This window comes from Jiella endophytica (assembly GCF_004519335.1).
Classification (GTDB): Bacteria; Pseudomonadota; Alphaproteobacteria; order Rhizobiales; family Rhizobiaceae; genus Jiella; species Jiella endophytica.
The window spans coordinates 532155-544822 of record NZ_SOZD01000002.1 but is presented as its reverse complement, the minus strand read 5'-3'; the positions used below and the strand labels follow the sequence as shown (position 1 = coordinate 544822).

At 67.0% G+C, this 12668-nt stretch carries 10 protein-coding genes; 3 read left to right on the top strand and 7 right to left on the bottom strand.

Annotated elements, in window-relative coordinates:
* Window positions 1–2: 2 nt before the first annotated feature.
* From E3C22_RS07595 to E3C22_RS07585, 3 genes are read right to left on the bottom strand one after another with little or no spacing between them, the layout of a single operon-like run.
* On the bottom strand, window positions 3–1742 hold the full coding sequence (locus tag E3C22_RS07595; protein ID WP_134761403.1) for an IucA/IucC family protein: 1740 nt from the start codon (window positions 1740–1742) through the stop codon (window positions 3–5).
* Window positions 1743–1744: 2 nt separating this feature from the next.
* A complete protein-coding gene (locus E3C22_RS07590; RefSeq protein WP_134761402.1) occupies window positions 1745–2623 on the bottom strand; it encodes a GNAT family N-acetyltransferase in 879 nt (292 codons plus the stop codon).
* Window positions 2620–4260 (bottom strand): IucA/IucC family protein, encoded by a 1641-nt coding sequence (locus tag E3C22_RS07585; protein ID WP_134761401.1) that lies wholly within the window; start codon window positions 4258–4260, stop codon window positions 2620–2622. Before E3C22_RS07585 ends, E3C22_RS07590 begins: the two co-directional genes overlap by 4 nt.
* 109 nt (window positions 4261–4369) lie before the next feature.
* On the opposite strand from E3C22_RS07585, the gene E3C22_RS07580 reads away from it, so the two are divergent.
* From E3C22_RS07580 to E3C22_RS07570, 3 genes are all read left to right on the top strand, one after another.
* On the top strand, window positions 4370–5470 hold the full coding sequence (locus tag E3C22_RS07580; protein WP_134761400.1) for an MFS transporter: 1101 nt from the start codon (window positions 4370–4372) through the stop codon (window positions 5468–5470).
* Window positions 5467–6792 carry a lysine N(6)-hydroxylase/L-ornithine N(5)-oxygenase family protein gene (locus tag E3C22_RS07575; protein WP_134761399.1) on the top strand — a complete coding sequence of 442 codons (1326 nt, stop codon included), beginning with the start codon at window positions 5467–5469 and terminating at the stop codon, window positions 6790–6792. The genes E3C22_RS07580 and E3C22_RS07575 overlap by 4 nt, the downstream gene beginning before the upstream one ends.
* 165 nt (window positions 6793–6957) lie before the next feature.
* Window positions 6958–8460, top strand: coding sequence for a vWA domain-containing protein (locus E3C22_RS07570; protein ID WP_134761398.1), 1503 nt, complete (start codon window positions 6958–6960; stop codon window positions 8458–8460).
* A gap of 63 nt (window positions 8461–8523) precedes the next feature.
* On the opposite strand, the gene E3C22_RS07565 is transcribed toward E3C22_RS07570, so the two are convergent.
* Genes E3C22_RS07565 through E3C22_RS07550 form a run of 4 tightly spaced genes read right to left on the bottom strand, consistent with a single transcriptional unit; the run spans window position 8524 to window position 12412 of the window.
* On the bottom strand, window positions 8524–9564 hold the full coding sequence (locus E3C22_RS07565; protein WP_134761397.1) for a sulfate/molybdate ABC transporter ATP-binding protein: 1041 nt from the start codon (window positions 9562–9564) through the stop codon (window positions 8524–8526).
* A gap of 44 nt (window positions 9565–9608) precedes the next feature.
* Window positions 9609–10550, bottom strand: a complete 942-nt coding sequence (cysW, locus tag E3C22_RS07560; protein WP_134761396.1) for a sulfate ABC transporter permease subunit CysW — start codon at window positions 10548–10550, stop codon at window positions 9609–9611.
* The gene (cysT, locus tag E3C22_RS07555) at window positions 10540–11391 is read right to left on the bottom strand and encodes a sulfate ABC transporter permease subunit CysT (protein WP_134761395.1); all 852 of its coding nucleotides are present in this window, start codon (window positions 11389–11391) and stop codon (window positions 10540–10542) included. The genes cysW and cysT overlap by 11 nt, the downstream gene beginning before the upstream one ends.
* 10 nt (window positions 11392–11401) lie before the next feature.
* Window positions 11402–12412 (bottom strand): sulfate ABC transporter substrate-binding protein, encoded by a 1011-nt coding sequence (locus E3C22_RS07550; RefSeq protein ID WP_134761394.1) that lies wholly within the window; start codon window positions 12410–12412, stop codon window positions 11402–11404.
* Window positions 12413–12668 lie beyond the last annotated feature (256 nt).

Here is a 12668-nt window from a genome sequence, read left to right as displayed (position 1 = left end):
CCTTATTCGGCGGCGACGCTTTGGCTTGGACGTTCCGGTTCGGGCGCCAGCGGATTGTCGAGGTCGGTTCCCCGTGCCGGCAGGGGTCGCGTCGCCGAATCCTCGTAGCCGATCTGGAACCGCACCCGGTTGATGGCGACGCGCGGCATCTTCGGCTGGAAGAGGTCGAACAGCGCGAAGCGCTCGGCAAGCTGCGGATGGGCTTGCTTATGGGCGACGAGCGCGCCGCGGAGGATGCGATAGAACGCGTTCTCCTCGATGATCTCCCGCCTCGCGAGGGAAGCCGAGAGAAACCGCAGTACGGTGACGAAATGTGCCGTTTGGATGTTGTGGACGATATAGGCCGGCGGCTTGCGGGGCAGGATCGCGCGGGCTGCCTCTGGCAGGGTTTCGGCTTCCGGAAAGTCGCGGTCGACGAGGTCGAGGTCGCCCTGGAAATCCTTCACCGTGATCCCGACCGGGACGTCGCCCTCGAAGACGATGCTGATATTCTGGCCGTGGGCGATGAAGCCGAGACCGTAGCGGCAAAGGATGTGCCAGAGCGGCACGACGCTGACCTCGAAGAGCCGCTTCAGCCAGGCGTCGATTTGGAGCCCGGAGCGCCTGGCGATGGCCGCCGCCAGCGGCAGACCGTCGGCACCCTCGTGGAACAGCGCCGCCGCCATGACGACGCGCCGGCCGGGGCAGACTGCCTCGCCCTGCTCGCGCCAGATCGCCCCCAGCGTTTCGTGCCAGCGATAGGGGGCCTCTGGCGCCTGGGCGAGGATCGGATCCTGCCACCAGAGGCCCAGCACCTCGCGCTGCACCATCACCGTTCCGGCCGTCACCGGGTCGGCCGACAGCACCGCCGCCACCCAGTTGGAGATCGCCGCTCCCTGTTCGATGTATTTGCCGGGCATGCCGCGCCAGGCCGAGGTGTTGAGGATGGCGAGCGCCAGCTTCACCTCGTAGGGGCCGCCGCCTTGCGGCGTCAGCGTCCGCAGGCTGGGGCTCGCGACGAAGGGCCGGCCAAAGCTGCCGAGATGGCGCGCCCGGCCCTCGGCGATATCGGCGACGAGGCTCTGGGCCAGCACATTGTCCCACTGCCAGGGATGCACCGGCATCAGCACGTTGCCGGACGGGCCTGCCGCCTGCCGCAGGCGGCGAGCCTCGTCCGTGCCGATCGCGGCATCGAGGAGCGCCGTCTCATCGATGCCTTCGCCTCGTCCCCGCCGGACATGGGCCGGATCGAGGGCCAGCCATTCGAGACGGATCGGCTCGCTGCTCTCCGGCGCGTAGCGGGCATGATCGCCGAGACCCCAGCCGAGCCGGCCCTTGTTGGCGACGGCCTTCGGATGGCCTTCCAGCGCGGCATGCAGCGCGTCTGTCGGAAACTGCCAGAGCTCGTCGCTCGCAAGTTCGCCGAAGCGGGCGTCGATGATGCAGTCCTGGCGGAGCGTGTTCTTCAGCTCCTTGAGAAACATCGCCTCGGTCGCCGGAGACATGCCGAGCTCGGCCCGCGCGTCGATGACGAACTGCAGCGGCGAGGGGGCGTTGCCGTTTCGCCGGATGCTCTCCGGCTCGATGTCGAGATTGCCCCAGATCCGCGCCACCGCCTCGAAATCATAAGTCACGCCCGACGCTAGCTGCAGCCGGCCTGCCTCAGGCGCCAGCACCTCTTCCCAGGAGAGTTCGCTGATCGCCTTGGCGAGCCAGCGGCGGCCCGCCCTCTCGAAGCGCTTGCCGGTGACGAGCTCTTCCATGGTCAGAACCTTGCCGATGCGAAGAATTCTTCGCGGTCGCAGTGCATCAGCGCGGCGCGCTTGTGGGGGAAATCGAACTCCCGCACCTTCCGCCAGGCATGCGCCTCGCTGTAGCGCAGGAGCTTGACGTTGTCGGCGCGGGGCTCGCCGACGAGCTTCTCGGTCAGCGGGCAGTCTAGGAATAGGTAGTGGCTGAGCGAGCGGATCCAGGCGGCGGTCTTCTTCCGGCCGAGATGCCTGCGCTCGCCGATCAGCCCGTGCCAGCCGCGATCCCACGGGTCGGATTCGTAATAGGCGCCTAGCCGGTCCTCGCGTCCCCAGTAGAATTCCAGATAGCCCGCCGGCTCGCCGTCGAAGGAGGAGATCACCGGCATGACGCTCGGATTTTCCAACCGGGTCGAGAGGTAGTGGGCAAGCTCCTCTTCCGACTTGTCCTCCTCCCAGAAGAAGGCGACGCGCGGGTCGTTCTGCCAGCGATGGAAGAGCGAGAGATGCCGCCTGAGATCGAGAAGCTCGAAGCTGACGGTGGCCTCGGCCTTCCGGTCATAGCGCTCATAGAAGGTGCCGGCCGGCTTCGGCGGACGGCGCGGATGGTCGCGCCCGTCGGGACCGGGCAGAAGGCCGGTGGCGAGGCGCGCCGCCGGCGGATGGTTCGTCCAGAGCCCGGCAGACTGGTAGAAGCCCGACCGCTCGATGACGATGCTGTCGCCGGCGCCATAGCCGCAGCGCAGATCCCGCAGGGCGATGCCGCTCTCCGCAAGCCTTGCCGGGGCGATTGTCAGCCGCGCCTCGCCGGTTTCGGCAAATCGCCGGTCGAGCTCCTGCCAGAGCGTGTGGACGGGCGCGCCGGCAGCGACGGGAAGAGGATGGGTGAGGGTCATGCGGCCTCCGTCATGGCGAGAGGATTGTCGAGTTCGATGAAGCTCGCGAGCTGGCCGTCCGAGCCGCCATCGGCCTCGTTGATGCCGGAAAGCGACGTCGCGAAATTCGCCTTGGCGGTCAGGCCGGGGCGCTCGATCAGCCGGCGGTAGAAGCTCGGATCGCCCGGTGTCTCGCGGGCCGCGCCTTCGAGGAAGCGGCGCCAGACGGCAAACAGCGCTGGCTCGCCGGCGAGCCCGTCGAGGACGAGGGTGGCGAGGGTGTTCATCACCGTATTGACGACGACGTAGTAGGTGAGGAGCCCGTCGCCCGCTTCGGGAGTGACGATGTTCTCCGCGCCCTCGCCAATCCATGGGCACGAGGCCGCGAGCCTGTCGTGGAAGGTCGTCAGATGCCCCGTCCCCTGGCAGTCGCGGATCACCACGCCGGCCGGCCAGCCGTTTTCCAGCGTCAGCATCATGTTCTGCTGGTGCGAGCCGAAGAGCAGCCCCCAACGCGCTCGCATCTCGAGCACCGGCCGGATCGCGTGTTCGAGGAAGGCCGCGAACCATTGCATCGCGACGGGTGCCGGGTCGTCGCCGTCCGCCAGCCGCGTGACGATCCGGCCGAGCGGCGAGATCCCCTCCCGCGGCGTTTCGCATAGCGCAGCGAGGATGACGGGGCCGGGGCGTTCTGGGTCCTGAAACGGGTTGTCGCGGAGAACGGCGATGGTCTCGGCGAAGGGGCCGCCGTCCTCGTCGAGGAGGGCCGCAAAGCCCGGCTCTGAGAGGATCGTCAGAGCGGGGAAGGCGGCAGCGATCTCGGCGCCAACCTCGCTTGCCAGAAGATCGCTGACGTTGAGCCCGCGCAGCACCTCGCGCGGCGAGAGCAGTCGCAGCGAATTGGTGAGGCGGAGGCTCAGCGAGAATTTCAGCATGAACGGCGCATGGAAGGCGTGGACCGCCCGCATCGAGGCGGTGGCACTCCAGCCCTCGCGCCCTCTGCCAAGCGGCACGAGCGCGCCGCTCTCGCAAAGCCCGGCAAAGCGTCGATTGCTCTTCAGCCGCGACAGCTGGAACGGATGGACCGGCAGCAGGGCCCGATCCGTGGGCGGCTCGATCCCGTCGGCGTGGCCCAGCCGGGCAAAGCCTTCCGCCGCGATGCCGCCCGACGTCATCACCCCCGGTTCCGCCGCGAACCATTCGAGCGCGAAGCGGCCGCCTGATTCCGGTGCATAGGCCGCCGTCTCCTCGGGCGAGATGCCGTCGCGGCTGCGCGGATTGGGATGAAGGACGTGGCCGAAGCGCAGCGCCGTCTCCGCCTCGGTGAAGGTCCATGTCTCCGGATCGCCGCTGGCATCACTGGTCTCGCGGATCGAACGGAGGCTGTCGAGGACGCGGCCGGCGAACACCGGATCGGCCGCTGCGGTCAGCCGCCGGAGCAGCGCCTCGACGCTCGCCGCTGCGTCGTCGATCGTCACCGGCAGGCCGAAGCGGCAGCGAAACCTGCTGCGCGCAGCGATCGGCACCGCCACGGCAGCGCCGTCCGGCGCGGCGAAGCGCAATTCGCTCCCGGCATAATGCGCCCCTTCCAGCCGATCTTCCCTGAGGGCGGCGTTCAGGAAGGCGTTGAGCGAGGGGATGTCGGCGGTGTCGGTCATCGCGGGAACGGCTTCCTCTGGCAGCGATCGAACCGCAACCTATAAATATGACTCCAACAGTCAAGATTATTCTTGACGCCCGCCATCCCTTGTGAATTTTCACCGGCCCATGAACGCCTCGCTCGCCCCGGCCCTGATGGGCCATGCCTTCCAGCAGACCGCGCTGATGGCCATGCTGCCCCTCATCGCCGGGCGCCTCGGTCTGTCCGATCCGGCGGTCGCGACGGCGGTCGGGCTCGGCATGGTGGCGGCGACGCTGACGATCCCGCTGATGGGCCTCACCGGCAGCCGCCGTCTCGTCGGCCCGGCTCTCGTGACGATGATCGTCTGCTCGGTGGGGCTCGCCTTGCTGCTCGTGGTGCCGCTCGCCGCAGCGCCGGCCCTTGGCGCGCTGCTGCTGCTACGGCTGGCGCAAGGCATGTCGGCGGCAACGGTGCTGGTGCATGCCCAGACATCAAGCCTTGCCGACGCCACCCGCTCGCGAGAGCGGCTTGCCGCAACACAGTCATTCGCCGGGCTCGGCCGGGCGGCGAGTGCCGTCCTGGTCGGGCCTCTGGTTGCGATCGGCGTCGTCCTGCCGATGCTGCCGGCGATCGCCGGAGGGGTCTGGAGCCTTGCCACGCTTCGCCGCAGCGAGCCGGCACCTGCCGGCGAGGCGAGTGGCCTGAAGCCGCCGCGGATGCCGAGCCTGGTGCTGCCCTTCCTCGTCCAGACCAGCCTCGGGATCACCCATGTCTCGCTGGCGCCGCTGCTGGCGGTGCGGCTCGGCGGCAATTCGGTTGCCGCGGCGACCCATGCCGGCTTTGCCCTCGCGGCCGCCAATCTCGGCCTCCTGGTTTCACACCGCTTTCTGACGTCGAAGGTCGAGGGCACCGGCCTGCGGCTGGCCGCCTTCGTCGGCGGCGGAGCGCTCGTGGCGATCGCGCTCTGGCCGCAGCCGGCCTTCGTCGTCATCTCGTCGGGCGTCGTCGGCGGGGCGAGCGCGATGCTCCTCACCCACAATCTTCACACGGCACTGGAGCGCTCGGCAGCGCGGGGCACCAGCCAGGCGGCCTGGAACGCGACTGTCTCGACCGGCGGACTCGCCGCCGGAGCCCTGGTCGGATCGGCCGCCCTTCACCTCGGCGCGAACCAGGCCGTCGCCCTTGCCGGCGTCCTGATGGCGTCGGCCGTGCTGGCAATGTCTCGAACGAGGAAACCCGCGTCATGAGTCATCAGGACACCACCGTCGATCTCGCAGGCATCGGGATCGGGCCCTTCAATCTCAGCCTCGCGGCGCTGGCCGACGGCGTGCCGGGGCTCGCCACCGCCTTCTTCGAGCGGCGGGCGAATTTTGCCTGGCATCCGGGCCTCTGCTTTCCCGATGCGATGCTGCAGACCTCGCCGCTGAAGGATCTCGTCACGCCGGTCTGCCCGACCAGCCCGTGGAGCTTCCTCAACCATCTGGTCGAGAGCGGCCGGTTCTTCGACTTCATGTCGGCGCGTTTCGAGACGGTCTCGCGGCAGGAGTTCAGCGCCTATCTCGGCTGGGCGGCGGACGGTCTCGCCTCGACGCATTTTTCCGCACCAGTCGAGGACGTGCGCTACGAGGACGGGCATTTCAGGCTGCAATTTACCGGACGGCCGGATTGCATCGCCCGGTCGCTGGCGATCGGCACCGGCCGCGTACCGCTGATCCCGGCAGGCGTCGTGACCGGGCCGGACTGCTTCCATGCCAGCCGCTATCTGGAGCTGCGTCCGAAGACCGCCGGGCGCCGCGTCGCGGTCATCGGCGGCGGCCAGTCCGGCGCCGAGGTGATCCTCAACCTCCTGCAGCAGGAGGGCGCGGCGGCGCCAGCCTCGATCAGCTGGATCAGCCGGCGCGACGGCTTCTGGACGCTGCAGGAGGGCGGGCTGGTCGACCAGTTCTTCACCCCCGGCTATCTCGCCGCCTATCGCGAAATGCCGCTGGAGGTGCAGGCGCGGGCGCTCGCCTCGCAGAAATTCGCCTCCGACGGACTGACGCCCTCGACTGCCGACGAGATCTACCGCCATCTCTATCGCCGCCGGCATCTGGAGGGACGCGGCGACGTCGCCCTCTATCCGGGGCGCGACCTCCTGCATGTCCGTCCGAGCGGGCGCGGCCAGATGGTGGTTTCGCAAAGTGCCGAAGGCGAGGCGGAGGTAATCGAGGCCGATCTCGTCGTGCTCGCCACCGGCTACAGGGCCTCGACGCCGGCCTGCATGGGCGGCCTTGCCAAGCGCCTCGCCCAGGAGACCGACGGCGCGCTGGCGCTCGGGCCGAACTACCGCGTCGTCTGGGACGGCCCCGACGACAGCCCGATCTACGGCCTTAACCAGGGCCGCCGGGCCTATGGCGTCATCGATCCGCAGCTGTCGATGGCTGCCTGGCGCAGCGCCGTCATCCTCAACGACCTCAGCGGCCGAGCGATCTTCCGGCTTGCCGAGGCCGATCCGCTGGTCGTCTGGCGGGCGGCGCCGGAGGCTGGCGGCAAGGACGCCGGCTTCGAGCAGCGCCTGACGGCATCCTGATCGCCGCTGGCCGGCGCGGTACCTGCCGGCTGACATGTATCGCGAACGGCGGGTTGCCGCGCATCCGGCCGGCGATCCGCAGCAATTTAGCTGTCTGGCGCAAGGATCCTTAGGGATTTTCTGTGATCTTCACCCACGAGTATCAATTCAAACCGTTCGAAAGATATGACCTTGGGTGAGGTTGCGCGTCAGTTTTCGTATCGTTCGGTGAAACGGGCGATCCGGCGTTTTGCGAGGTCTTCGGCCGGCAATTTCGGCATCATGGTGGGGCTGGCAGCCATCCCCCTCGTTCTCGCCATCGGCGGTGTCGTCGACTATTCCAACGCCTTGCGAGTCAGGACGAGCCTCCAGTCGGCCGCCGATGCTGCGGCACTTGCCGCCGCGAAATATTCCGGCAGCGACGAGAACGAGCGGACCGCGCGCGCCAATCGCTTCTTCAATGCCAATGCCGACCCGGAAGCCAAGATCCAGACGACGGCGCTGAAGAAGGTCGACAATGCCTGGCTCTATCAGGCGGATTTCTCGATGCCGACGGCCTTTCTCGGCCTGATGCATATCGAGGAACTCGACATGGAGGTGAAGGCGACGGCGAAGCAGGCGGACGTGCCGCTCGACATCGCCCTCGTGCTCGATTCCACCGGCTCGATGGCGAGCTCCGGCAAGATGGCCCAGCTCAAGGCGTCGGTGAAGCTGTTCCTGTCAAATTTCGGTTCGTCGGCCGGCGTCAACAACGTCCAGGTGGCGATGATTCCGTTCGATACCAACGTCCGTGTTTCGAGCCTCAACATGGCCATGCTCAACGCGCCGGTGGTCAACTGCAGCTACATGTCATCGCCGGACAAGGACTATTGCGGGACCACCACGCCCGGCTTCGCCATGGGCACCACCAGCGGTTACTATTATGCAGGAAAGAGTGGCTCGAGATACATAAAGTATGTCTACACGGCGCTCGATACGCTAACCGGATCGTTGAAGGTCGACAGGGCTACCTATAGCTGCAGCGGGAGCAATTACAACAACTGCTCGGTCTCGACTTCGACGATCTACAATCGGAGCTATTCGCTTTCGACGGCATCGGGCACCTGGTCCGGGTGCGTCAACGATCGCAAGCAGCCCTACGACACGACGGCCGCCGCTGCCACCGCGAGCAACACCGACACGCTCTACATGCGCGCCGCAAACTGCAGCGAAAGCGCGTCCCTGCAGCCCGTCGTCGGCCTGACCAAGGATCTTGACGGCCTGGCGACCAAAGTGGATTCGCTGACCCCATCGGGCAATACCAACATCACGGTCGGCGTGCAGTGGGGCATGGAGGCACTGACCTCGGCCTATCCGCTTCAGGGCAAGAGCACCGACGCCAAGACCAAGGCGATCATGATCGTCCTCACCGACGGCGACAACACCGAGGACCGCTGGTACACCTCGTCCGACAGCAGCTCCATCGACGCTCGCACCAAGCTCGCCTGCACCAACGCCAAGGCGATGACCAATCCCGACGGCACCAAGCTTGAGATCTACACGATCAGAGTGATCGACGGGAACGAGAGCCTCCTGAAGAGCTGTGCGACGGACAACGACCACTATTTCTCCGTCACCGACTCCAGCCAACTGCAGGCGGTGTTCCAGGCGATCGCCGAGCAGGTAAAGCGGATCCGCATCATCAGCTGACGAGGATCTCGCGGCGGTCCTCGCCGCCAGTCCTCCGACTGCGGGTTGGCGGTGCGCGGCGCCTCAGTTCGCCGGAAACAGCCGGCAGCGCACCGGGCGAAACGTCTGGGTGCCTTCCGGCACGAAGCCCCGCGTCGCCGGCACGGCCACCTCGATGCGCTGGCGCTTCTCGCCGACGGCAATCTCGATCCGCCGCGTGGCGGCATGACGCCTCACCGTCGCGACCTCGCCGGAAATGGCGCCTGCCGGGTCGTCGGTGATCTCGAGGTCGTGGGGCCGCAGGAACATGCGCGCCCGACCGTCGGGCAGACCTTCTGCGAGTGGCCCGAGGCTGCGGCCATCGAGGAAGACCTCGCCGCGGTCGATGGTGACCGCAAGCTCGCCGGAATCGCCGATGAAGGAGAACACGAAGGGCGAGGCCGGCCTGTCGTAGATCTCGTCCGGCGTGCCGACCTGCTCGATCCGGCCCTGGCTCATCACCACCACCCGGTCGGACATCTCCATCGCCTCCTCCTGGTCGTGGGTGACGAAGATCGTGGTGTGTCCGGTTCGTTCGTGGAGTTCGCGCAGCCAGCGCCGCAGCTCCTTGCGCACCTTGGCGTCGAGGGCGCCGAAGGGCTCGTCGAGGAGAAGCACCCGCGGCTCGATGGCCAGCGCTCGCGCCAATGCCACACGCTGGCGCTGGCCGCCGGAAAGCTGATGCGGGAAACGGTTGGCGACATTCGGCAGCTGGATGAGGTCGAGGAGATCACTGGCCCGCTTGCGGATCGCCGCATCCGACGGCCGGTTCCTGCGGCCGCGCACCCTCAGGCCGAACGAGATGTTGTCGATGACGGTCATGTGCCTGAACAGGGCATAGTGCTGGAATACGAAACCGACGTTCCGCTCCTGGACGCTCTTTTGCGAGGCGTCTTCCTTGCCGAAATAGATCGAGCCGGAGGTGGGGAATTCGAGCCCCGCAATGAGCCGCAGGAGCGTCGTCTTGCCGGAGCCGGATGGCCCGAGCAGGGCGATCAGCTCGCCCGATCCGACCTCCAGCGAGACGCCGTTGAGCGCCGGGTAGCGGTCGAATTCCTTGCACAGTCTGCGAACGCTGATGTCCATCGTGATGGCTCCGAAAAGATTGGTCTCGCCGTGGCTCGGGGAGGTCAGAGGCTGCGCTGGGCCTTCAGGCTGGCGCCATGGCGCCACTCGAGGAAGCTCTTGATCGACAGAGTCACCAGCGCCAGAAGGGCGAGCAGCGAGGCGACGGCGAAGGCGGCGGGGAAGGCGTATTCGTTGTAGAGGATCTCGACATGCAGCGGCATCGTGTCGGTGACGCCGCGGATGTGGCCGGAGATCACCGAGACCGCGCCGAATTCGCCCATCGCCCGGGCGTTGCAGAGAAGAACGCCGTAGAGCAGCGCCCAGCGGACATTCGGCAGCGTCACCAGCCAGAAGGTCTTCCATCCGCTGGCGCCGAGCGAGATCGCGGCTTCCTCGTCGCCCGACCCCTGCTCCTGCATCAGCGGGATCAACTCGCGCGCGACGAAGGGAAAGGTGACGAAGATCGTCGCCAGCGCGATGCCGGGGACGGCGAAGACGATCTCGATGCCGAGGTCGGAGAGCCATGGGCCGAAATAGCCCTGGCTGCCGAAGAGCAGCACGAAGACCAGGCCCGCGATCACCGGCGAGACCGAGAACGGTAGATCGATGAGGGTGATCAGGAAGCTCTTGCCGACGAACTGGAACTTCGCGATCGCCCAGGCCGCCGCGAGGCCGAAGACGAGGTTGGCCGGAACGGCGATCGCCGAGATCAAAAGCGTCAGCCGGATGGCCGCCAGCGCGTCCGGATCGGCGAGGGCGGCGACATAGACGCCGATGCCACTCTTCAGCGCCTCGACGAAGACGAGGACGAGAGGAATGACGAGCACGAAGCCGAGGAAGCCGAGGGCGAGCGCAATCAGCAGCCAGCGGGCGAGCGGACGCTCGGTGGTCGGCGGCTGCCAGCGGCGGGCCGACGCGGCGTCGGCCGATCGCCGACGCGCCAATCGTGCAAAGCGAGGCCGGGGGACCGGTGCCACGGGGCGCGCGGAGACCTCACGCAGCATGACCGAACCTCCTGCGGCTGTAGGCCTGGATGAGGTTGATGGCGAGCAGCATCAGGAAGGCGATCGCCAGCATCTCGGCGGCCACCGCCGTCGCCGCGGCATAGTTGTATTCCTCGAGGCGGATGACGATGAGCAGCGGTGCGATCTCCGAGACGTAGGGAATATTGCCGGCGATGAAGATCACCGAGCCGTATTCGCCGATGGCCCGGGCAAGGGCCAGCGCATAGCCGGTGAGGAGCGCCGGGAGGAGAGCGGGCAGCACCACCCTTGTCACCGTCGCGAGCCGGCCGGCACCGAGCGTCGCCGAAGCTTCCTCGACCTCCCTGTCGAGATCGCGCAGCACCGGCTCGACGGTGCGGACGACGAAGGGCAGTCCGACGAAGGTCAGCGCCACCACGACGCCGATCGGCGTATAGGCGACCTTCAGACCAAGCGGCTCCAGGACGCCGCCGATCCACCCGTTCGGGGCATAGAGAGAGGTGAGCGCGATGCCTGCCACCGCTGTCGGCAGGGCGAAGGGAAGATCGATGATCGCGTCGATCAGTCGGCGGCCGAAGAAGTCGTAGCGCACCAGCACCCAGGCGACCAGCAGGCCGAAAACGGCGTTGATGCTGGCCGCAGCAAGTGAGGCGAGGAAGGACAGCTTCAGGGCCGCCAGCGTTCGCGGATCGCCGGCGAGGGTAAGAAACTCCGACAGGCCGAGCCCCGCGGCCCGAAGGACGAGCGCGCCGAGAGGAATAAGCACGATCGCCGAGAGGTAGAAGAGCGTGAAGCCGAGGGTCGTTCCGAAGCCGGGGATGACGCTCGGCTCCTTCAGTTTCGGGAGGACGGCGCTGACCATCGCGGGTGCCTCACTGAGCCGGCTCGTAGATCTGGTCGAAGACGCCGCCATCGCCGAAGAAGCGGGGCTGCGCCTTCGCCCAGCCGCCGAAATCGGCGATGGTCACGAGATCGAGGCTGCCGAAGCGCTTAATGTCCTCCGGTGCGGCGCTTTCGGGATGCGACGGCCGGAAGAAGTGCTTGGCCGCCAGCGCCTGCGCCGCCGGGGAATAGAGGTAGTCGAGATAGGCCTTCGCGACCGCTTCGGTGCCCTTGCTCCGGGCGTTGCCCTCCACGAGGGCGACCGGCGGCTCGGCCTTGATCGAGATCGACGGGGTGACGATCTCGAATTCCTCGGGGCCGAACTGTTCGAGGGCGAGATAGGCCTCGTTCTCCCAGGCGATCAGCACGTCGCCGATGCCGCGCTGAACGAACGTCGTCGTCGCACCCCTGGCGCCGGTATCGAGCACCGGTGCGTGCCGGTAGATCTCACCGACGAAGTCCTTCACCTTCGCTTCGTCGCTGCCGAACTTCTTCTCGGCATAGGCCCAGGCGGCGAGAAAGTTCCAGCGCGCGCCACCCGAAGTCTTGGGGTTCGGCGTGATCACCGCGACGCCGTCGCGCGTCAGGTCGTCCCAATCCTTGATGCCCTTCGGATTGCCCTTGCGCACGAGGAGGACGATCGTCGAGGAGTAGGGGCAGTTGTTGTCGGGAAGCTGGCCCTGCCAGTTTACCGGGATCTTGCCGGTCTTCTTGGCAATGGCGTCGATGTCAGCCGCGAGCGCCAGGGTGACGACGTCGGCATCGAGCCCGTCGATGACGGCGCGCGCCTGTGCGCCGGAGCCGCCGTGGGACATGCGCACCGATACTGCGCCATGCTCCGTCCGCCGCCATTCTTCGGCGAAGGCGGCGTTGTATTCGCGGTAGAACTCGCGGGTGGGATCGTAGGAGACGTTCATCAGAACGTCCGCCGCAGGAGCGGCCTTGGCGATGCAGAGCGCGGCCGCGGCCGCGACGATCATGGGCTTGATGCGATGGCTCATGTCAAAACCCTTTTAATTCGACCGGAGTAGTCGAAATTAAATCTCCATTAATCCGGTAGGGTTTGTCAAGAGGGCGCCGAGATAGCCTAGTGACACCCCTCGCGGGCTGTCGTTACGCCAATGCCGCACGGGCCGGAAGCCCTCCGCAAAGGCCGGTCGGACGGTGTCGAAGACGTGTATTCAGTCGCCGGCGCGATTACACATCGAGCAAAAGCACGCGAGGAAACGCGTCTTTGTCACCCAATGGCGGTGATCG